Source organism: Pseudonocardia zijingensis, from assembly GCF_042657305.1.
GTDB lineage: Bacteria > Actinomycetota > Actinomycetes > Mycobacteriales > Pseudonocardiaceae > Pseudonocardia > Pseudonocardia zijingensis.
This window is the reverse complement of the sequence record NZ_JBHSKO010000003.1, coordinates 161,909-181,511: the sequence shown is the minus strand read 5'-3', so window position 1 is coordinate 181,511 and position 19,603 is coordinate 161,909. Positions and strand designations below refer to the sequence as shown.

The 19,603-nt window shown below is 72.4% G+C and carries 20 protein-coding genes; 12 read left to right on the top strand and 8 right to left on the bottom strand.

The genetic code is table 11. From position 1 onward, the window contains the following. The first annotated feature begins 36 nt into the window (after nucleotides 1-36). The 5 genes from ACFPL3_RS08035 (at nucleotide 37) to glfT1 (ending at nucleotide 4,269) form a co-directional block, all read left to right on the top strand. Nucleotides 37-1,023 carry an NAD(P)H-quinone oxidoreductase gene (locus ACFPL3_RS08035; RefSeq protein WP_343943297.1) on the top strand — a complete coding sequence of 329 codons (987 nt, stop codon included), beginning with the start codon at nucleotides 37-39 and terminating at the stop codon, nucleotides 1,021-1,023. Between the two features lie 75 nt (nucleotides 1,024-1,098). Then, nucleotides 1,099-1,605 (top strand): bacterial proteasome activator family protein, encoded by a 507-nt coding sequence (locus ACFPL3_RS08030; protein ID WP_343943317.1) that lies wholly within the window; start codon nucleotides 1,099-1,101, stop codon nucleotides 1,603-1,605. A gap of 82 nt (nucleotides 1,606-1,687) precedes the next feature. Beyond that, entirely contained in the window at nucleotides 1,688-2,575 is an 888-nt protein-coding gene (wzm, locus tag ACFPL3_RS08025; protein WP_343943298.1) for a galactan export ABC transporter permease subunit Wzm/RfbD, read from the top strand. Between the two features lie 6 nt (nucleotides 2,576-2,581). After that, on the top strand, nucleotides 2,582-3,346 hold the full coding sequence (gene wzt, locus ACFPL3_RS08020; RefSeq protein ID WP_343943299.1) for a galactan export ABC transporter ATP-binding subunit Wzt/RfbE: 765 nt from the start codon (nucleotides 2,582-2,584) through the stop codon (nucleotides 3,344-3,346). After that, the gene (gene glfT1, locus ACFPL3_RS08015) at nucleotides 3,343-4,269 is read left to right on the top strand and encodes a galactofuranosyltransferase GlfT1 (RefSeq protein WP_343943300.1); all 927 of its coding nucleotides are present in this window, start codon (nucleotides 3,343-3,345) and stop codon (nucleotides 4,267-4,269) included. The genes wzt and glfT1 overlap by 4 nt, the downstream gene beginning before the upstream one ends. 58 nt (nucleotides 4,270-4,327) lie before the next feature. Here glfT1 and ACFPL3_RS08010 read toward each other — a convergent pair whose 3' ends face one another. Next, entirely contained in the window at nucleotides 4,328-4,741 is a 414-nt protein-coding gene (locus ACFPL3_RS08010; RefSeq protein WP_343943301.1) for a GtrA family protein, read from the bottom strand. Between the two features lie 64 nt (nucleotides 4,742-4,805). Between ACFPL3_RS08010 and ACFPL3_RS08005 the strand changes: the two genes are divergently transcribed. Further along, nucleotides 4,806-6,485 (top strand): DUF885 domain-containing protein, encoded by a 1,680-nt coding sequence (locus tag ACFPL3_RS08005; protein ID WP_343943302.1) that lies wholly within the window; start codon nucleotides 4,806-4,808, stop codon nucleotides 6,483-6,485. Here the strand turns inward: ACFPL3_RS08005 and ACFPL3_RS08000 are convergent. Together ACFPL3_RS08000 and ACFPL3_RS07995 are read right to left on the bottom strand one after the other, a co-directional pair. Beyond that, nucleotides 6,460-7,191 carry a TetR/AcrR family transcriptional regulator gene (locus tag ACFPL3_RS08000; protein WP_343943303.1) on the bottom strand — a complete coding sequence of 244 codons (732 nt, stop codon included), beginning with the start codon at nucleotides 7,189-7,191 and terminating at the stop codon, nucleotides 6,460-6,462. The genes ACFPL3_RS08005 and ACFPL3_RS08000 overlap by 26 nt on opposite strands. Continuing rightward, nucleotides 7,124-7,756: a TetR/AcrR family transcriptional regulator gene (locus ACFPL3_RS07995; RefSeq protein WP_343943304.1), complete on the bottom strand. Its 633-nt coding sequence runs from the start codon at nucleotides 7,754-7,756 to the stop codon at nucleotides 7,124-7,126. Before ACFPL3_RS07995 ends, ACFPL3_RS08000 begins: the two co-directional genes overlap by 68 nt. A 152-nt stretch (nucleotides 7,757-7,908) precedes the next feature. Between ACFPL3_RS07995 and ACFPL3_RS07990 the strand changes: the two genes are divergently transcribed. Together ACFPL3_RS07990 and ACFPL3_RS07985 are read left to right on the top strand one after the other, a co-directional pair. Next, the gene (locus tag ACFPL3_RS07990) at nucleotides 7,909-8,439 is read left to right on the top strand and encodes a dihydrofolate reductase family protein (protein ID WP_343943305.1); all 531 of its coding nucleotides are present in this window, start codon (nucleotides 7,909-7,911) and stop codon (nucleotides 8,437-8,439) included. A gap of 17 nt (nucleotides 8,440-8,456) precedes the next feature. Next, complete coding sequence (locus ACFPL3_RS07985) at nucleotides 8,457-9,092, top strand: dihydrofolate reductase family protein (RefSeq protein ID WP_343943306.1); 636 nt, start codon at nucleotides 8,457-8,459, stop codon at nucleotides 9,090-9,092. Here ACFPL3_RS07985 and ACFPL3_RS07980 read toward each other — a convergent pair. Beyond that, entirely contained in the window at nucleotides 9,083-9,682 is a 600-nt protein-coding gene (locus ACFPL3_RS07980) for a DUF1707 SHOCT-like domain-containing protein (protein WP_343943307.1), read from the bottom strand. The genes ACFPL3_RS07985 and ACFPL3_RS07980 overlap by 10 nt on opposite strands. 73 nt (nucleotides 9,683-9,755) lie before the next feature. On the opposite strand from ACFPL3_RS07980, the gene ACFPL3_RS07975 reads away from it, so the two are divergent. After that, nucleotides 9,756-11,117, top strand: a complete 1,362-nt coding sequence (locus ACFPL3_RS07975) for an FAD-binding oxidoreductase (RefSeq protein WP_343943308.1) — start codon at nucleotides 9,756-9,758, stop codon at nucleotides 11,115-11,117. Further along, nucleotides 11,114-11,869, top strand: a complete 756-nt coding sequence (locus ACFPL3_RS07970) for a decaprenylphospho-beta-D-erythro-pentofuranosid-2-ulose 2-reductase (protein WP_343943309.1) — start codon at nucleotides 11,114-11,116, stop codon at nucleotides 11,867-11,869. Before ACFPL3_RS07975 ends, ACFPL3_RS07970 begins: the two co-directional genes overlap by 4 nt. A gap of 22 nt (nucleotides 11,870-11,891) precedes the next feature. Here the strand turns inward: ACFPL3_RS07970 and ACFPL3_RS07965 are convergent, their stop codons facing one another. The 4 genes from ACFPL3_RS07965 to ACFPL3_RS07950 all read right to left on the bottom strand — a co-directional run bounded on the left by ACFPL3_RS07965 (nucleotide 11,892) and on the right by ACFPL3_RS07950 (nucleotide 17,852). Continuing rightward, nucleotides 11,892-13,397 (bottom strand): acyltransferase family protein, encoded by a 1,506-nt coding sequence (locus ACFPL3_RS07965; protein ID WP_379588653.1) that lies wholly within the window; start codon nucleotides 13,395-13,397, stop codon nucleotides 11,892-11,894. A gap of 172 nt (nucleotides 13,398-13,569) precedes the next feature. Continuing rightward, nucleotides 13,570-14,208, bottom strand: a complete 639-nt coding sequence (locus tag ACFPL3_RS07960; protein WP_343941943.1) for a nitroreductase family protein — start codon at nucleotides 14,206-14,208, stop codon at nucleotides 13,570-13,572. Between the two features lie 39 nt (nucleotides 14,209-14,247). Further along, a complete protein-coding gene (ppk2, locus tag ACFPL3_RS07955) occupies nucleotides 14,248-15,096 on the bottom strand; it encodes a polyphosphate kinase 2 (RefSeq protein WP_343941942.1) in 849 nt (282 codons plus the stop codon). Between the two features lie 14 nt (nucleotides 15,097-15,110). Further along, the gene (locus tag ACFPL3_RS07950) at nucleotides 15,111-17,852 is read right to left on the bottom strand and encodes a cation-translocating P-type ATPase (RefSeq protein ID WP_343941941.1); all 2,742 of its coding nucleotides are present in this window, start codon (nucleotides 17,850-17,852) and stop codon (nucleotides 15,111-15,113) included. Between the two features lie 299 nt (nucleotides 17,853-18,151). Here ACFPL3_RS07950 and ACFPL3_RS07945 point away from each other — a divergent pair, with 299 nt between their 5' ends. Then, nucleotides 18,152-19,084: a carbamate kinase gene (locus ACFPL3_RS07945; RefSeq protein ID WP_343941940.1), complete on the top strand. Its 933-nt coding sequence runs from the start codon at nucleotides 18,152-18,154 to the stop codon at nucleotides 19,082-19,084. Continuing rightward, complete coding sequence (locus tag ACFPL3_RS07940) at nucleotides 19,084-19,587, top strand: hypothetical protein (protein ID WP_343941939.1); 504 nt, start codon at nucleotides 19,084-19,086, stop codon at nucleotides 19,585-19,587. The genes ACFPL3_RS07945 and ACFPL3_RS07940 overlap by 1 nt, the downstream gene beginning before the upstream one ends. The last annotated feature ends 16 nt before the right edge of the window (nucleotides 19,588-19,603 follow it).

The window sequence follows — 19,603 nt, the reverse complement described above, 5'->3', positions numbered from 1 at the left end:
CGGCGCATCGGCGCTCGACCGAATAGCGTCACGGGCATGCGTGCGATCACGGTGCGGGAGCCGGGTGGGCCGGAGGTGCTCGAGTGGACCGAGGTCCCGGATCCGGTCGCGGGTCCGGGCGAGGTCGTCGTCGACGTCGTCGCGAGCGCGGTGAACCGCGCCGACCTGCTGCAACGCCAGGGCTTCTACCCGCCGCCGCCCGGGGCGTCGGACATCATCGGCCTCGAGTGCTCCGGCCGGATCGCGGCGCTCGGCGAGGGCGTCGAGGGGTGGCAGGTCGGCGACGAGGTGTGCGCGCTGCTCGCGGGCGGCGGGTACGCGGAGAAGGTGGCCGTGCCCGCGGCCCAGCTGCTGCCGATCCCGCAGGGCGTCGACCTCGTGACGGCGGGCGGCCTGCCGGAGGTGCTGTGCACGATCTGGTCGAACGTCGTGCACACCGGGCGCCTCGCCGCCGGGGAGACCTTCCTCGTGCACGGCGGCACCAGCGGCATCGGCTCCCACGCGATCCAGGTGGCCAAGGCGCTCGGCGCCCGCGTCGCCGCCACGGCGGGCGCACCCGAGCGTCTGGAGCGCTGCCGCGAGCTCGGCGCCGACATCGCGATCGACTACCACGACGACGTCCCGGCACGGCTGAAGGAGGCCACCGACGGACACGGGGCCGACGTCATCCTCGACAACATGGGGGCGAAAGGCCTCGCCGCCAACCTCAGCGCGCTCGCGTCCGACGGCCGGCTGCTGATCATCGGGTTCCAGGGCGGCACGAAGGCGGAGATCAACCTCGGGAAGCTGCTGGCCAAGCGCGGCAGCGTCACGGCGATGGGGTTGCGCGGCCGCCCCGTGGACGGGCCCAACGGGAAGGGGGCCGTGGTGGCGGGCGTGCGGGAGCAGCTGTGGCCGATGATCGCGGACGGCCGGGTCCGGCCCGTCGTGCACGACACGGTGCCGCTCCCGGAGGTCGCCGCGGCGCACGCCCAGCTCGAACGAGGCGGCGTGATCGGGAAGATCCTGCTGCCCCTGCCCTGACCGAACCTCAGTACCGTGGTGGGCGTGAGCCAGCCAACGGAGCAGAACAACGGGGAGAACGGCGACCAGCAGGTCATGGTCATCGGCCCTGACGGGCGACCGGTGGGCGTGGCGCGGGTCCCGCAGCAGGGCGAGGACGCCGAGGAACAGGGAGTCGGGTCCATGGTCGAGCAACCGGCCAAGGTCATGCGGATCGGCACCATGATCAAGCAGCTCCTCGAGGAGGTGCGTGCCGCGCCGCTGGACGAAGCCTCCCGCAACCGGCTGCGCGAAATCCACGAGAACTCGATAAAGGAGCTGGAGGACGGTCTCGCGCCGGAGCTGCGCGAGGAGCTGGAGCGGCTCAGCCTCCCGTTCACCGACGACTCCACACCGTCGGACGCGGAGCTGCGGATCGCCCAGGCGCAGCTGGTGGGCTGGCTGGAGGGCCTGTTCCACGGCATCCAGACGGCGCTCTTCGCCCAGCAGATGGCCGCCCGCCAGCAGCTGGAGCAGATGCGCCGCGGCCTGCCTCCCGGTGCCGTCCCGCAGCAGCCCGGCCAGGAGGGCGGGCTCGGCCGGGGCACGGGCCAGTACCTGTAGCGGCCTGCCCGTGGCCCCTACCTCCGACGGTCCCGACCGCACCGCCCGGGACGCCCTCGCAACCCGCCGGTACCCTCGCCTGGTGGCTCAGACCATGACCACCGGCGACGACCGGGCCGAGGACGCCACGCCGTCCCGGCCCGTGGTGGTCGACGTCCCCGGCTCACGCAGCTGGCAGCGCGCGTTCGGCGACCTCGGGCAGGGCTGGAAGCAGCGCCCGCTCTGGGGCTACCTGGGCTGGCAGGACATCAAGCAGCGCTACCGGCGCTCGGTGCTCGGACCGCTGTGGGTCAGCATCAGCATGGCGGTCATCGCCACCGCCATGGGCATCCTGTACGGCGCCCTGTTCCAGATGAACCTCCCCGAGTTCCTGCCCTACGTGGCCACGGGGTTGCTCATCTGGAACTTCGTCAACGGGTGCATCCTCGAGGGCAGCGAGGTGTTCATCGCCAACGAGGGACTCATCAAGTTCCTGCCCGCGCCGCTGTCGCTGCACGTGTACCGGCTGGTGTGGCGGCAGAGCCTGTTCTTCCTGCACAACCTGGTGGTGTGGGCCGTCCTGATGGTGATCTTCCCGCACCCGCTGGGCCCCACGCTGCTGCTAGCGGTGCCCGCGTTCGCGTTCCTGGTGATCAACGGGGCGTGGATCGCGGTGCTCACCGGCATCGTCGCCACCCGCTTCCGCGACATCCCGCCGATCATCGCGAGCCTCACGCAGCTGCTGTTCTTCATGACACCGATCGTCTGGCAGTACGACACGCTGCTGCGCAACCCGGCGGTGGCCGAGCGGGCGCGCCTCGCCGAGCTCAACCCGGTGCTGCACTTCGTGGAGATCATGCGTCAGCCGCTGCTGGGCCAGCCGATCGTCTGGCGGCACTGGTACGTGGTCGGCGCGATCACCGTCGTGGGATGCGTCGCCGCGCTCGTCTTCCTCCGCAACTACCGCTCCCGCGTGGCGTACTGGGTCTGAGGGCGCATGGTCAGCATCGACATCGAGGGCGCCGCCGTCGATTTCCCGATCTTCGACGCGAAGACGCGTTCCCTGAAGAAGGCCGTCCTGGGCAGGGCGGGCGGGCGCATCGGTACCGAGTCGAAGGTGCCGATCATCGAGGCGCTGCGCGACGTCACGGTGTCGCTGCGCCGCGGCGACCGGGTCGCGCTCGTGGGCCACAACGGTGCAGGCAAATCCACGCTGCTGCGGCTCATGTCGGGCATCTACGAGCCCACCCGCGGGCGGGCGAACGTGGTCGGCAAGGTGGCGCCGGTCTTCGACCTTGCCGTGGGGATGGACCCGGAGATCTCCGGCTTCGAGAACATCCTGATCCGCGGCCTGTTCCTGGGCATGACCCGCAAGCAGATGGAGTCGCGGATCGACGACATCGCCGAGTTCACCGAGCTCGGCGACTACCTGTCGATGCCGCTGCGGACGTACTCCACGGGCATGCGTGTGCGCCTCGCCCTCGGCGTGGTCACGAGCATCGACCCGGAGATCCTGCTGCTCGACGAGGGGATCGGCGCGGTCGACGCCGAGTTCCTCGCCAAGGCGAGGGACCGCCTCAACGAGCTCGTCGAGCGGTCCGGCATCCTGGTGTTCGCCTCACACTCCGACGAGTTCCTCGCCGACCTGTGCGACACCGCGATCTGGATGGACCAGGGCACCATCCGTGAGCACGGGCCGCTGCGCGAGGTGCTCCACCACTACAAGGGACGTGACGTGCTGGCCGAGATCGACGCCCGGTGAGCTCCGCTCCGCTCCCGGCAGGATCTGTCGTCGCGGTGGTGGTCACCCGCCACCGCACCGAACTGCTCGCGGAGTCGCTCGCCGCGCTCTCGAAGCAGACCCGCCCCATCGCCCACCTGATCGTCGTGGACAACGGTCCCGACCGGTCGGCGCAGGACGTGGTCGCCAGTTGTGAGCTGCCGTCCACCTGGATCCCGTCCTGGACGAACCTCGGCGGTGCCGGCGGGTTCGCCCTCGGGATGCTGCAGGCACTGGCGATGGGCGCCGACTGGATCTGGCTGGGTGACGACGACGGCCTGCCCGCCGACGAGTCGACGCTGGCCACGCTCGTCGACCTGGCGGAGCGGCGCGGACTCGCCGCCGTCTCCCCCACCGTGGCCGACAAGTCCCACCCCGACCGCCTCGCCTTCCCGGTGCGCCGCGGGCTCACCTGGCACAGGTCCCGCGCCGAGCTCGCGGCCGACGTCAAGCACGGGGCGGACGACGAGCTGCTCCCGGGTATCGCGGCCCTCATGAACGGGGCGCTGTTCCGGGCGTCCACGCTCGGCGTGGTCGGCGTGCCCGACCTGCGGCTGTTCGTGCGCGGGGACGAGGTGGAGGTGCACCGGCGGCTCGTGCGCTCGGGCCTGCCGTTCGGTACGTCGCTGCGCGCGGCGTACCTGCACCCGGCGGGCGGCGACGACGACAAGCCGATGCTCGGGGGCCGGCTGCACGCCCGCGACCCCGACGACCCGGTGAAGCGCTACTACACCTACCGCAACCGCGGCTACCTGGTGTCCCAGCCGGGGATGCGCCGCGTCGGGGTGTTGGAGGTGCCGCGGTTCGCCTGGTACTTCCTGGTGACGAAGCGCAGCCCCCGTGAGTTCCTGCAGTGGGTGCGGCTGGTGCGCCAGGGCCGGGCGGAGCGCTTCCGCAGGCCATAACGGCTGGTCGACGTCGTGAGTGGCTACGAGTGCTCCAGCACTCGTTTCCGCTCACGGGTCAGCGGCGGAAGACCACCGTGCGGAGCATGACGAAGTTGATGGCCGTGGCCGTGCCCTGCGCGATCACCCAGGCCAGGCTCGTGCGGAACGGCATCTGCGGCAGCACCGCGAGCATCAACGCGTTCATGCCGATGTTGATGGCGAACGTGGTGCCGTACAGCAGCACGAAGCCGGCGAAGCGCCCGCTGCCACCCGCGCTCGCGGTGAAGGTGAACCGGCGGTTGAGCAGGTATGCGGTGGTGGTGCCGAGGATGAAGCTGATGGCCTTGGCCAGGTGCACCCAGGTGCCCAGGCCGAGGAGTGCGTGGTAGACGCCGAAGTCGACGAGCGCGGAGAACGCGCCGACGGCGACGAACCGGCCCAGCTGCGCAGCGAGGCCGGGCCGGGCCGGTGCGGGCTGGGTCGCGGTCACGGGTCAAGGGTATCGAGTGTCGGCGGACCGGGCTGCGTGTACCGCCACCAGGCAGGATGGGCCGGTGACGACCACCGACCCCACCGTTCGTTCCCTCGCCGACGACTACGTCCGCCGGCTCGCCGACCTCGATACCCGCGTGGCGACGTCACTCGGCACGCACCCGGGCGACGACCGGGTACCCGACCTCTCCCCCGCCGGTCAGGAGGCCGTCGACGAGCTGGCCCGCACCACGCTCGCCGCCCTGGCCTCCGCCCGCGTCACCGATGACGACGACCGCCGCTGCGCGCGGCTGCTGCGCGAGCGGCTCGAGGCCCAGCTGGCGGTGAGCGAGGCGGGCGAGCACCTGCGCACCGTCCGCAACATCTTCGGCCCGCCCGCCCAGGTTCGGCAGCTGTTCGAGCTGATGCCGACCACCACCCCGGACGACTGGGCGGTGGTGGCGCGCCGGATGGCCCGGGTGCCCGAGGCCTACCGCGGCTACAGCGCCTCCCTCACCGAGGGGTCGCGCCGAGGGCTGCACGCGGCACCGCGCCAGGTGCAGACGGTGGTGGGCCAGCTCGACGAGTGGCTCGCGGGCGAGGGCGGCTCGTGGTTCCACTCGTTCGCGGCGATGGCGCCGGACGGCGTCGCGGAGGCGGTGCGCCACGACCTGGCGCGTGCGGCCGACGCGGCGGCCGCGGCCACCCGGGACCTGCGCGACCACCTCGCCGGCACCTACCTGCCGGCTGCGGCGGGCACACCGGACGCCGTCGGGCCCGACCGCTACCGGCTCGGTGCCCGCCTCTCCACGGGCGCGGACCTCGACCTGACGGAGGCGTACGAGTGGGCGTGGGCCGAGCACCGGCGGCTCGACGACGAGCTGCGGCGCGAGGCGGAGACCGTGCTGCCCGGCGCCGACGTGCGCACGGCGATGCGTCACCTCGACGAGAACGGCCCGGCCGTGGACGACGTCGACGAGGTGCGGGCCTGGCTGCAGCAGATGATGGACACGGCGATCACCGAGCTGGACGGCACGCACTTCGACATCGCACCGCCGGTGCGCGCGGTCGAGGCGATGATCGCGCCGCCCGGCAGTGCCGCCGCCCCGTACTACACCCGGCCGTCGCTGGACTTCGCCCGCCCGGGCCGCACGTGGCTGCCGACGCTGGGCGAGACGCGCTTCCCGCTGTGGCAGCTGATCAGCACCTGGTACCACGAGGGGGTGCCGGGCCACCACCTGCAGCTGGCCCAGTGGACCCACCTCGCCGACCGGCTCTCGACGTACCAGACCTCGGTGGGCGCGATGTCCGGCAACATCGAGGGGTGGGCGCTCTACGCCGAGCGCCTGATGGACGAGCTGGGGTACCTGACGCTCCCCGGGGCCCGGCTCGGCTACCTCGACGCGCAGCAGATGCGCGCGGTGCGCGTTGTGATCGACATCGGCATGCACCTGCAGCTGCGGGTGCCCGCCGACTCCCCGTTGCACGCGGGCGAGACCTGGACGCCGGAGATCGCCAGGGAGTTCTTCGGGGCGCACTCGGGGCGCCCGGGGCCGTTCCTGGACAGCGAGATCGTGCGCTACCTCGGCTGGCCGGGCCAGGCGATCAGCTACAAGCTCGGGGAACGCGCGTGGCTCGCGGGCCGGGACGCGGCGCGGGCGGCCCGCGGCAGCGAGTTCGACCTCAAGGCGTGGCACGCCGCCGCCCTGTCGCAGGGCAGCCTCGGCCTCGACGACCTCACCGACGAGCTGGCGAAGCTCTAGCGATCTGCGCCTCGAGCCCGTCCAGGAGGAGGTCGAGCCCGAACCGCCACCCGTTGTCCGGCGACCGGCCGGCACGGGTGGCGGCGAGGACGGCGGCGTACTCCGCGTCGCGCCGCGCGAGCTGATCGCGCAGCGAGCCCGCGCCCTGGCCGGGCGTCCACGGCTGGGTGCCCGACGCGGTGCCCGTGAGCGTGTTGCGGACGTGGGCGCACAACAACAGGACCGCGTCCATCTGCTGGGGGCCGGTGAGACCGACCTCGGCGAGCACCGCGACGGGGCGCTCGATCCAGCCCACCTCGCGCGGACCCATCACGCGGTCGCCCACGGTGACGGTGGGCAGCCACGGGTGCTGCAGCCAGGTCTCGCGCAGCCGGGTGACCCACTCCTCGAGCAGCGGGCGCCACCCGCTGCCGTGCAGCTCCGGCGGCTCGCCGACCGCGGCCTCGATCGTGACGGCGAGCAGCTGCGCTTTGCCGGACACGTACCGGTACAGCGCCATCTTGGTGACGCCGAGCGATTCGGCCACCCGCTGCATCGACACGGCCGCCACCCCGTCGGCGTCGGCGATCCGGACCGTGGCCTCGGCGATCGCGGCGATGGACAGCGACGGCCGCGGCCCGCGGCTGGGCCGGTTCGGCTCACCCCAGAGCAGCTCGACGATCCCGTCCGGATCCGCGACGGCCTGTTCCTCTGCGATCCCGCTCACGCTCCTCCACCGGTGCCGTCGAACCGTTTCCGTCGTACACGGTATCTGCGGCGCGGATCGCAGCCGCGAGCCCGTCCAGCACGACCTGCACGCCGAACCCGGACGCCCGCTCACCGTCAGGGCGCGGCACGGTCGTCGCCGCGAGCAGCAGCACGGCGTCGAGCCTCTGCCCACCGTCCAGACCCGTGGTTTCCAGTACTGCCGTGGCCCGGTCGATCCAGCCGAGCTCGTTCGGGCCGAGGACCCGATCGCCCGGCACCGCCGCGGGCAGCCACGGGTGGCGCCGCCACACCTCGTGCCGGCACCGCGCCCACCACTCCAGCCGCGGCCGCCACCCCTCACCCGCGCCCGTGAGGTCGGGTGGGTCCGCTTGCGCGGCGTCCACCGCCACGGCGAGCAGGTCCGCCTTGGCCCTGACGTACCGGTAGAGCGCCATCTTGCTGACGCCGAGCCCCTCCGCGACGCGCGGCATGGAGACCGCCGCCGGCCCCTCGGCGTCGGCGATCTCGACCGTGACCGCCGCGATCCGGTCGAGCGCGAGGGAGGGCCGTCTGCCGCGCCGCATCGCCCGCCTCCGATCGACTCTTGCGCCGCTTTCGCGTCTGCGGTACACAGTGTCCGCCAGATACTGTTTCTGGCAGCCACAGTAGCTCGCACCGATGAATTCCGCACGTCGCCGTGGTCTGCACCTCGAACCCGCACCGGAGGAGAACCAGCATGGGATCCATCAAGTCAGGCCTGTTCATCTCGCTCGACGGCGTCATCGAGGCCCCCGACACCTGGCACTTCGACTACTTCAACGACGAGATGGGGGCGGCTGTCGGCGCGCTGATGGAGGGCGACGCCATGCTGCTCGGCCGGACGACCTACGAGGGCTTCGCCGAGTACTGGCCGACTGCCGACCCGGACGACCCCTTCACCCAGCAGATGAACGGCGCGCGCAAGTACGTCGTGTCCACCACGCTCACCGAGGCCACCTGGGAGAACTCCACGGTCGTCAGCGGCGACGTCAAGGCCGAACTCACCCGGCTCAAGCAGGACGCGCACCTGGGCGTCACCGGCAGCGCCGTGCTGGTGAAGTGGCTGCTCGAGCAGGGGCTGCTCGACGAGCTCCACCTGTTCGTGCACCCGGTGGTGATCGGGAAGGGCCAGAAGCTGTTCGACGACGGTGCGAAGGTGCCGCTCACGCTGCTGTCGTCCACCACCTTCACCACCGGCGTCGTGCACCTCGTCTACGGGCCGGCCTGACCAGGAGGGAGACCGCCATGTCGCTCGTCCGCATCCACAACTTCGCCATCTCGCTCGACGGGTTCGGCACCGGCGAAGGGCAGAGCCGCGACGCGCACTTCGGGCACGCAGGCGACCGGCTGCACGAATGGATGTTCACCACGCGGTGGTGGACGCCGGGCGGCAGCAGCGGCGTCGACGACGCCTTCGTCCAGCAGCACGACCCCGGGATCGGCGCCGAGATCATGGGCGCGGGCAAGTGGGGCCACCCCGGGTGGCACGAGGACCCGGACTGGAAGGGCGCGTGGGGGCCCAACCCGCCCTTCCACACGCCGGTCTTCGTGCTCACCCACCACCCGCGCCCTCCGATCGAGATGGAGGGCGGCACCACGTTCCACTTCCTCGACGCCCCGCCCGCGGCGGCCCTCGAGGTGGCCCGCGAGGCCGCGGGGGGCAAGGACGTCCGCATCGGCGGGGGCCCCACCGTGGTCCGGGACTTCCTCGCGGCCCGGCTGATCGACCACATGCACGTGGCGGTGGTGCCGATCCTGCTCGGCCGGGGCGTGCGGCTCTGGGACGGGCTGGAGGGCGTCGAGCAGGACTACCGGGTGGAGACCACCTCGTCGCCCAGCGGGGTCACGCACGTGACGTTCACACGAGCCGTTCAGAAGTAGTGGCCGGCGATCCGGTAGCGCCGCCGCACCGTGACCGACCCCATCCCGGCCCGGCCGTGCACCACGAAATGGGGCACCCCGGGCCGGGGAACAGACGGGACGCTGCTCTTGACGGTGCCCATGCTCGCCACGACGTCGTCGACGTTGGCGGTGGAGTCGTCGGGCACCAGTAGCTTGGCCGACCCCGCGCCGAGATCGACCTCGATGTCCACCACCGGGTGCGGGATCACCGTGTCGCAGAAGTCGAGCACCACCGAGCCCATCGCACTCTGCAGGCGCAGCCGCGGCGGCACGTCCCACATCCCGCTGCGCTTGATGGTCGACATGCCCGCCCGCAGCACCACCGGTGGCGCGTCGGCAGGCACGGCGGGAGCGGGCCGCGCGACCACGGCGTCGGGATCGGGGAGGTCGGCGAACGGCGGGCGCAGGTCCGCCTCGTAGCGCGCCGCGTAGACCACCGCGAGCCGCTCCTCCAGCTCGGTGAGGGTGATCCGGCCTTCGGCGAGGGCCTGGTGCAGCCGCTGCGCAGCCCGTTCGCGGTCGGCGTCGGAGATGCGGAACCCGCGGGACTCGGACGGCGGCTCGCTCACGACCCGAGCCTAAGCCGTGACCCGTCCCGATGCGGCGCGGCCGCCTGCCGCCCGACCGCTACCCTGGCCCGCGATGCCCGAATCCACGAGCCTGCGCGGTTGGGGACGTACCGCGCCCACCACCGCGAAGGTGCTGGTCCCCCGATCCCCCGAGGACGTCTCCGCCGCCGTCCGGGCCGCAGGCCCGCGCGGCGTCATCGCCCGCGGTCTGGGCCGTTCCTACGGTGACCCCGCCCAGAACGCCGGGGGCACCGTCCTCGACATGACCGGGCTCGCCACGATCCACTCCATCGACGCCGGCAGCGGCATCGTGGACCTGGACGCCGGCGTCAGCCTCGACACGCTCATGCGCGCCGCGCTGCCGCACGGGCTGTGGGTGCCGGTGCTGCCGGGCACCCGGCAGGTCACGATCGGCGGCGCGATCGGCGCCGACGTGCACGGCAAGAACCACCACACCAAGGGCAGCTTCGGCAACCACGTCCGCTCGATCGACCTGGTCACCGCCGACGGCTCCGTCCGCAGCCTCACACCGGACGGACCCGACGCCGACCTGTTCTGGGCCACCGTCGGCGGGATGGGCCTCACCGGCGTGGTCGTGCGCGCCACCGTGCAGCTGCACCGCACCGAGTCGGCGTACTTCGTGGTGGACACCGACCGCACGGCCGACCTCGACGAGCTGATGGGCCTGCTCACCGACGGCTCGGACGACACGTACGGCTACTCGGCCGCCTGGTTCGACACCACCACCACCGGCGCCCAGCTCGGGCGGGCGGTGCTCACCCGCGGCTCGCTCGCCACCGTCGACCAGCTGCCACCGAAGCTGCGCAGCGACCCGCTGAAGTTCGACGCGCCGCAGCTGCTGTCGTTCCCCGACGTGTTCCCCAACGGCCTGGCCAACCGGTACACGCTGCGGGCGTTCAGCGAGCTCTGGTACCGCAAGGCCCCCAAGCGCCAGCGCGGCTCGATCCAGAACATCACCGCCTTCTACCAGGTGCTCGACCTGTTCGGCGACTGGAACCGCGTGTACGGCAAGCGCGGCTTCCTGCAGTACCAGTTCCTCGTGCCGTTCGGCGAGGAGACGGCGTTCCGCCGGATCGTCGAGAAGATCGCCGCGTCGCCGCACGCGTCCGGGCTCAACGTGCTCAAGCGGTTCGGCGACGCCAACCCGGCGCCGCTGTCGTTCCCCCGGCCGGGCTGGACGATCACCGTGGACTTCCCGATCGCGCGCGGGCTGCACCGCCTCTGCGAGGAGCTGGACGATCTGGTGCTCGGCGCGGGCGGCCGGTTCTACCTGGCGAAGGAGTCCCGGGTGAGCGCCGCGAAGTTCCGCGCCGGCTACCCGCGCTTCGACGAGTGGCGCAAGGTGCGCGACGCCGTCGACCCCGAGGGGGTCTTCGCCTCCGACATGTCCCGCAGACTGGAGCTGACGAAGTGATCGACGCCGTGGGCAACCCCCAGAGCATCCTGCTGCTCGGCGGCACCTCCGAGATCGGCCTCGCGGTGGTCGAGGCGTTCGCGAACGACCGGCCCCTGCGGGTGGTGCTCGCCGCCCGCCCGTCCGAGCGGCTCGACGCCGCCCGCGCCCGGCTGGAGGCCCGCGGCTGCGCGGTGGAGCTGCTGCCGTTCGACGCGGAGGCCCTCGACACGCACGCCGACGTCGTCCGCAAGGCCTTCACCGGCGGCGACATCGACGTGGCCGTCGTGGCGTTCGGCCTGCTCGGCGACAACGAGCGGGCCTGGACCGACGTGTCGTACGCCGCGCAGCTCGCCCAGGTGAACTACACCGCGGCCGTGACGGTGGGCGTCGCGCTCGCCGAGCGGATGCGCGAGCAGGGCCACGGCGCGATCGTGGCCTACTCGTCGGTGGCGGGCGAGCGCGCCCGCCGGTCGAACTTCGTCTACGGCTCCACCAAGGCCGGGCTCGACGTCTTCTACTCCGGCCTCACCGAGGCGCTGCGCCCCCACGGTGTCACCGTCACGGTGGTGCGCCCCGGCTTCGTGCACACCCGCATGACCGAGGGCAGGACGCCGGCGCCGCTGTCCACCACCCCCGCGGTCGTGGCCGCGATCACGGTCGACGCGGTGCGCAAGCGGCGCGAGCTGGTGTGGGCGCCCGCGCCGGTGCGCGTCCTGATGAGCGTGCTGCGGCACCTGCCGCGCGCGGTGTTCCGCCGGCTCCCCGGCTGAGCCGCGTCGGCGGGGTTCCCCGTCAGAAACCGGCGTGCAGGTAGCCGCCGCGGATGTACTCGGCACGTTCGTAGTCGGCCCACAGGTCCAACTCCTTGCGGTGCGCCGCGCGCCGGTGCTGGGCCTTGGCCAGCGCGGTGGCGAGCGTGGCGGGCCGCAGCGGCGACGCGGCGTGGCGCGGCTGCGACAGCGCCCCGGCGTCCGCGCCCGCCAGCCGGGCGTGGGCCTCGCGCTTGGCGGCGAACCGGGCGGCCGCGGTGGCCAGCGCGCCGTCGGAGGAGGCGGCGACGTCTGGTAGGGCGATCGGGCGGGCGCGCAGGAGCTGCAGCGCGATGGCGAGGCGCAGCGGCAGCCGCTCGACGGCCGGGGCCAGCGCGCGCAGCCGGCGCCGGCTCGGCTCCTCCACGAGGTGGTAGGTCCACGCCGCCACGGCCGGCGTGGACAGCAGCACCACCACGCCGACGGCGTGGGCACCGATGGTCGGGGCGGCGAGCCACGGGGTGCGTTCGAGGGCGAACCAGTACACCTCGAAGAGCGGGATGTGCACGAGGTAGAGGCCGTAGGACAGCCGCCCGCCGTAGCCGAACACGCGCGTGGACAGCAGCATCGCCGGGCCCCGGTCGGCCACCGCGAGCGCTGCCACCAGCACCGGGAAGAGCACGATCACGGCGCCGCCCCGGCCGGGCCCGGCGAGCTCGCCGAGCAGGAGGCCGGCCGCGACGACGACGGGCACCACCGCCGCGACGACCGACGCGACCCGGCGCACCGCCTGCGTGCGGCGCAGCCCGCGGACCACGAGGTAGGCCAGCGCACCCGCCCCGAAACCGCACAGGATGCGCACCAGCCAGCTCCACGGGAAGTACGGGCTGCCGAGCGCCAGGTAGGACCAGGCCATCGGGACCATCAGCAGCACCGAGCCGCCAGCGAGCACCGCGAGGGGCAGCCGGCGCATCCGGAACAGCACGAGCGCGGCCACGGGGAAGAGCAGGTAGGCGAGCCACTCGGCGCTGATCGACCAGGTGGACCCCACCCAGGACGCGCCGTCGAAGTACGGGTCGTCCCACAGCTGCACCAGCACGAGCTGCTGCAGGTACTGCCCCACGTCGAGCACCGGCTGCACGGCCTGGAACGCGATCGGCCCAGCGGGATCGAGCGTGGCGCGGAGGATCAACCACGCCCCGAACACGTGCAGCACCAGCAGGTACACCGGCCACAGCCGGCAGGCGCGCGCCCACAGGAACCGGACGGTGCCCCGGACGCGCAGGCCGGGACCGAGCTCGTCGAGGTAGGTGTGGGCGATCACGAACCCGCTCAGCACGAAGAACAGGTCCACGCCCAGCGCCCCGGAGGTGACCAGCGGCCCCAGGACGCCCGCCACCTCGGCCACCCCGGGCAGCGGGGTGAAGTGGAAGTGGAACAGCACGACCCACACCGCCGCGACCGCCCGCAGCCCCGTCAGGCCCCGGATCTCACCGGAGGATGCCGTTCGAGTACCGGATGGGGTGGCCGCCGGGCGTGGGATCGTCACGTTCGGGAAAACGAACCCCGTCTGACCAGCGGTGCGAGTGACACCCAGAACGTACCGACTTGGCCGTAGCGCTCACGGACCGTTTCTGCCCGCCTGGGCCGATCGAGTGCAGTTCACCCGGTCTCCCCGGCGTGTCTATCCCCATCCACGAGCACTCTGTGCTACCAGTCGTTCACCACGTGTCGAGGTGCAGCACGGTGTCGAGGGGCTCGCGCGGCGCCGGCTTGAACGTCTCGCCGGTGTAGTACGCCGTCGGCAGGAGCACGCCCTGGCGCACGTGCGGCGGAATCCCCAGCGCCTCGCCGACCTCCTTCTCGTACGCCAGGTGCAGCGTGGTCCACGCGGAGCCGAGGCCGCGCGCCCGCGCCGCGAGCTGGTAGCTCCAGGCCGCCGGGAGCAGCGACCCCCACAGGCCCGCCTGGTTGCCCGGCGGGAAGTCCTCCCCGACCGTGATGCACGCGAGGACGAGGACGGGCACGTCACCCATGTGCTCCGCCAGGTGGTCGGCGGAGGTCGCGACCCGCGCGCCCACGGCCTGCCGCTCGGCCGACAGCGCCGCGTTGCGGGCGGCCCGCTGGTCGCTGTAGGCGTCGTAGGAGCGCTTGTAGTAGTCGCCCACGGTGCGGCGCAGGCCCGCGTCGGTGATCACCACCCAGTGCCAGTTCTGCGAGTTGCTCCCGGTGGGTGCCTGCAGGGCCACCTCCAGGCATTCCCGGACCAGTTCGATCGGCACCGGACGCTCGAGGTCGAGGCGCTTGCGCACGGAGCGGGTGGTGGTGAGCAGCTCGTCGGGGCTGAGTGGGAGCGTCATGCCCCGATCATGCCTCCTCCCGCCCTCGCCCGGTCGTGCTCAGTAGGGCGTGGGGATGAACCGGCGCGGGCCGGTGGGGGGCGAGTCGTCGGCGGGCACGTGCCGGTCGGGCAGGGTGACCTTCTTCTGGTGGATCGGCTCGTAGGGCACCTGCTGGAGCAGGTGCGTGATGATGTTGAGCCGCGTCCGCTTCTTGTCGTCGGAATGCGCGAGGTACCACGGCGCCCAGCCCGTGTCGGTGGCCGTGAGCATGTCGTCGCGCGCTTGCGAGTACTCGTCCCACCGGCTGTAGGACAGCAGGTCGAGCTCCGAGAGCTTCCAGACCTTCCGCGGGTCGTCGATCCGGCTCTCGAGCCGTCGGGTCTGCTCCTCGCTGCCGACCTCGAGCCAGTACTTCAGGAGGATGATCCCCGAGTCGACCATGGCCTGCTCGAGGGCGGGTGCCATCTCGAGGAAGCGCTTCGCCTGCTCCTCGGTGCAGAAGCCCATCACCCGCTCGACGCCTGCGCGGTTGTACCAACTCCGGTCGAAGATCACGACCTCACCGCCTGCGGGGAAGTGGGTGACGTAGCGCTGCATGTACATCTCCGACTTCTCGCGCTCCGTCGGCGTCGGGAGCGCGACGACCCGGAACACGCGCGGGCTGACCCGCTCGGTGATCGCCTTGATGGTGCCGCCCTTGCCGGCCGTGTCCCGACCCTCGAACACGATGCAGACCTTCGCGCCGGTGGCCTTCACCCACTGCTGCAGCGCCACGAGCTCGCCGTGCAGGGGACGCAGCGCCCGCCGGTACTCCTTCATCTTCATCCTCGGCCGCGGTCCGGTGGCCTCCGGAGCGGCCGGGGACGGCGTCGGCACCTTCTTGTGCTTCTTCTTCTCCTTGGCCACGGGTGATCCCTCCTCTACCCGGCCGCGACCGCGGGCCCCGGCGCCTGCTCCACCCGCCTCCCGACGAGCTTGCCCAGCTCCCACAGCAGCAGGAGGCCGATCGCGGGCACGACCGCCCAGAGGAACTGCACCGCGTTGATCTGGACCGTGTTCAGGAGGCGGTTGAAAACGTCCATCTGGGTCACCAGGACGGCGAGCGCGAGCTCGATCGCGGCAGCGCGGTTCATCTGCTTGCTGTCGAAGGTGTCGAGCGTGAACACGCTCTCGGTCGCGCTGCGGCACTCGAAGGCGGCGACGATCAGGCACAGGGCGAAGGACGTGAACGCGATCGACTGCCCGATCGCGGGATCACCGAACACCTGCTCCCCGAGCACGATCAGCGCCAGCAGCGCGGCGCTGACGTACAGCCCGGCGAGTCCGACGGTGACCATCAGCCCGGTGGTCAGCACCGACTCCCCGCGGGGCCGGGGGTGCAGCTGCATGAGCCCGGGGGTCTCGCGGTCGAAACCGAGGGCGATGCCGAAGGCCGCGTTCACGAAGAAGTGGATCCACAGCACCTGCGCGGGCGTGAACGGTTCACCCGCCGCGATGTCGAACACGGCCGCGCCGAGGAAGGTGAGGACGAACACCACCAGCAGGAGCAGCACGAACCGGATGTACTTGGTGAGGTTGTCGTAGATCTTCCGGCCCTGCTCGACGGCGAACACGATCGTCGCGAAGTCGTCGTCGGAGAGGATCATCCGGCCCGCGTTCTGGGCCACGTCGGTGCCCGAACCCATGGCGATCCCGATGTCCGCGGCCTTGATGGCCGGCGCGTCGTTCACGCCGTCGCCGGTCATGGCCACGACGTCGCCCTTCTTCTTCAGCGTGTCGACCAGCAGCACCTTGTGCTCCGGGGCGACCCGGCCGACCACGCCGATCTCGTCGATGCGGGCGAGCCGCACGTGCTCGGGCAGCGCGGCGAAGTCGGCACCGAGGATCGCGGTGCCCGGGATGCCGAGCTGCTCGGCGATCGCGGCGCCGGTGGTCACGTCGTCCCCGGTGACCATCCGGACCCGGATGTTGGCCGCCTGCGCCTCGGCCACCGCCCGCTTCGACTCGGCGCGCGGCGGATCGACCATCCCGACCAGGCTCGTCACCTCGAGTTCCCGGACGTGCGCGAGCAGGTCCCCGGCGGGGTCGAAGCCGGCCGGGTCGATGTCGCGCACGGCGGCCGCCATGACCCGCATCCCCGCGCGCTCCATCCGCACCATGTGCTCGGTGGCCCGGGACTTGAGGTCGGCGTCCCACCGGACCGGCCCGTCGGCGGACAGGGCCGAGGACGCCTGGTCCATCACCGCGGGCGCCGCGCCCTTCACGAAGCACCGCACCACCGGGCGCCCGTCCGCATCGGTGGTGGAGTGGAAGGTCGCCATCATCTTGTAGGTCGGGTCGAACGGCAGCGTGGCCAGGCGGGGCAGCGCGGCGCGCGTCGCGTCGATGTCCAGTCCGGCCTTGTGCCCCAGGACGAGCAGGGCGCCCTCGGTGGGGTCGCCGACCACCCGCCCGTCGACGAGGTGGGCGTCGCTCGCGACGACGTACGGGAGGATCGCCGCCTCGATCGACCGCGACCTGCCCGCCGCGTGGTGGATCTTGCCCTCGAGCTCGTAGCCGCTCCCCGACACGGTGTACCGGTCGCCGACGTCGACCACCTCGACGGCGGTCATCTGGTTCATCGTCAATGTGCCGGTCTTGTCCGAGTTGATCGCCGACGTGAACGCGAGCGTCTCGACCGACGACAGCTCCTTGACGATCGCGTTGCGGTCCGCGAGCTCGACGCCGCCCACCGAGAGGATCCACTGGGTGACCGTCGGGAGCGCCTCGGGCACCGCCGCGATCGCGAGCGCGACGGCGCTGACGAACAGCACGTCCCACGCCTCGCCACGGCTGCGGCCGAGGACGAACATCAGGATCATCGTCAGGCCCGCCGCGCCGGCGATCCACAGGGTGAGCCGGTCGAGCTCCTTCGTGAGCGGGCTCTTCTCCTTCGCGGTCGCCGCGAGCATGGACGAGATCCGCCCCAGCTCGGTCTGCGCCCCGGTGCCGGTGACGATCAGCGTGCCGCTGCCGTGCGTCACCGGCGTGTTCATGAACGCCATGTTCGTCTGGTCCCCGGGACCGAGCGCACGGGCGCCGTCGAGGGTGGCCGCGTCCTTCGACGCCGGGGTGCTCTCGCCGGTCAGTGCCGACTCGTCGATCTGCAGTGCGCTGGCCTCGACGATCCGCCCGTCCGCAGGCACCTGGTCGCCCGCGGAGATGAGCACGACGTCGCCCGCCACCACCTCCTCGGCGGGGATCTCGCTCGCCACGCCGTCGCGCCGGACCCGCGCCGTCGCCTTCATCATCGACCGCAGCGCGTTCATCGCGCTCTCGGCCTTCCCCTTCTGGCGCAGCCCGATCACGGCGTTGAGCACGGTGAGGAACAGCAGGAGCACCGCGGTGCCCCACTCCTGCACGAACAGCGACACCGCCGCCGCGGCGAGCAGGATGATCTGCATGTAGCTGCGGTACTCCTCGAGGAACCGCAGCCATCCCGGCTTCGGCGCCTCCTCCGGCAGCGCGTTGGGGCCATTGGAGCGCAGGCGGTCCGCGGCGGCCGCCGCCGACAGCCCGCGGCCGGGGTCGACGCCGAGCGCCTCCGCCACCGATGCGGGCGGGCGCGCGTACCAGTCCTCGGACGTGCGCGACTCCCTGCCTTCCGGAAGGTCGGTCCGCATGGCCCATCTCCTCCGCATGCGCCGGTCGTGGGAGGGCCGGTGGACGGTCAGGTGGCCCGCACAGGCCACCACGCGCCGCGACCGGCCTCCCACACCCGCGGAGGGTGACCGCGCCCGCCGGCCCGACGGGCCGTCCCGCGGCGGGAGCCCGTGGCCCCGTCTGGTCTGCGCCGTTCCGGGCGGCGGCGCGGGCACCGGGGCCGGGTCGCTCACCCTCGCCGGGCGATGCTCCACACCGGTCCGGGGCGGACCCTCGCTCCCGAGCAGCACCGACCGACCGCCGAGAGACGGGGCCTGGCATGCGAATCGTGGTCGCCCTCGGCGGGAACGCCCTCCGCCGCCCCTCGGACCCGCCGACGACGGTGGTGCAGCGGTACTGCTCGCGGGCCGTGGCGGAGGCGATCGCCCCTCTCGTCCACGACCACGAGGTGATCGTGCTGCACGGCAACGGGCCGCAGGTGGGCGTGCCGGCCCTGCACGTCGGCTCGAACGACGGCACGGGGCCGTACCCGCTGGACGTCCTCGACGCGGGGACCCAGGGCATGGTCGGCTACCTGATCCAGCAGGAGCTCCGGTCGATCCTGTCCCCGGACCTTTCGGTCGTGACCGTCCTGACCATGATCACCGTCGATCCCGAGGACCCGGCGTTCGCCGCCCCGGCCACGTTCGTCGGCCCTGGCTGCTCCTGGGACGAGGCCGACGTGCTGGCCCGGGAGCACGGGTGGACGTTCCGGCAGGACGGCGCCCGCTGGCGCCGGGTCGTGCCGTCCCCGGAGCCGCAGAAGATCGTCGAGCTCGCGCCGATCTCGTGGCTCGTGGAACTCGGCGCGGTGGTGGTCTGCGCGGGGGGCGGCGCCATCCCCGTCGTGCGATCCGCCTCCGGCGACCTGACCGGCGTCGAAGCCGTCATCGACAAGGACGTGGCCGGTGAGCTGCTTGCAGAAGACGTGGGCGCCGATCTCTACGTCATGGCCACCGACGTGGACGGCGTCTACGTCGATTGGGGAATGCCCACCCAGTGGCGGCTCGGCGAGGTGACCCCGGCGGACCTGGCCGGGCACGAATTCGCCGCCGGGTCGATGAGCCCCAAGGTCGACGCCGCGGCCCGCTTCGTCGCGAAGACCGGCAGGCGGGCGGCGATCGGCGCTCTCGACGATGTCGGCGGGATCGTCGCAGGCCGCGCGGGCACGAGCGTCGTGCCGGCATCACCTCACAACGCGAGGAGGCCGTGATGACTGCACGACACGCAGCCGCGGCAGCCGTATTCGTCGCCGCGGTGCTGGCGGGCTGCTCCGCGCAGCCCGCGCCCCCGCCGCCAGCCCCGCCCGCGGTACCGGCGCCGACCACGGCGCCCGCACCGACCGGGTTCACACCCGAGACGTGCGCGGCCGCGGTGGAGTTCCAGAACGCGGCCAACGCGATCGTGGAGCTGGACGCGACGAAGGTCGGCACGGAGGGGGTGAAGGCGGCCCTCCAGGACCTGGCGACGGCGGGGAAGGAACTCGGCGACGCCGCGAGCGCGCAGTTCGGACCCCAGGTCGCCGAGGTCGAGCAGGCGCTCACCTCGCTGGAGACGACCATCGCCCAGATCGGCGACGAGGCGTCGCTCTCGGCGAAGCTGGGAGCCCTTGCCGGGTCCGTCGCGCAGGTCGAGGCGGCCGCGAAACCGATCATCGACAGCGTCCGGGCCGGCTGCCCCGACGTGCCGCAGCCCGCGACGCCCGAACCGGCCTGAGGCCGGAGTTCACGCG

Coding starts and splice junctions, on each gene's coding strand:
- ACFPL3_RS07945 (WP_343941940.1), top strand. CDS start 18,152: ATGCGAATCGTGGTCGCCCTCGGCGGGAACGCCCTCCGCCGCCCCTCG.
- ACFPL3_RS07975 (WP_343943308.1), top strand. CDS start 9,756: ATGCCCGAATCCACGAGCCTGCGCGGTTGGGGACGTACCGCGCCCACC.
- ACFPL3_RS08035 (WP_343943297.1), top strand. CDS start 37: ATGCGTGCGATCACGGTGCGGGAGCCGGGTGGGCCGGAGGTGCTCGAG.
- ACFPL3_RS07985 (WP_343943306.1), top strand. CDS start 8,457: ATGTCGCTCGTCCGCATCCACAACTTCGCCATCTCGCTCGACGGGTTC.
- ACFPL3_RS08030 (WP_343943317.1), top strand. CDS start 1,099: ATGGTCATCGGCCCTGACGGGCGACCGGTGGGCGTGGCGCGGGTCCCG.
- ACFPL3_RS07950 (WP_343941941.1), bottom strand. CDS start 17,852: ATGCGGACCGACCTTCCGGAAGGCAGGGAGTCGCGCACGTCCGAGGAC.
- ACFPL3_RS07995 (WP_343943304.1), bottom strand. CDS start 7,756: ATGCGGCGCGGCAGACGGCCCTCCCTCGCGCTCGACCGGATCGCGGCG.
- ACFPL3_RS07990 (WP_343943305.1), top strand. CDS start 7,909: ATGGGATCCATCAAGTCAGGCCTGTTCATCTCGCTCGACGGCGTCATC.
- ACFPL3_RS07960 (WP_343941943.1), bottom strand. CDS start 14,208: ATGACGCTCCCACTCAGCCCCGACGAGCTGCTCACCACCACCCGCTCC.
- ACFPL3_RS07940 (WP_343941939.1), top strand. CDS start 19,084: ATGACTGCACGACACGCAGCCGCGGCAGCCGTATTCGTCGCCGCGGTG.
- wzt (WP_343943299.1), top strand. CDS start 2,582: ATGGTCAGCATCGACATCGAGGGCGCCGCCGTCGATTTCCCGATCTTC.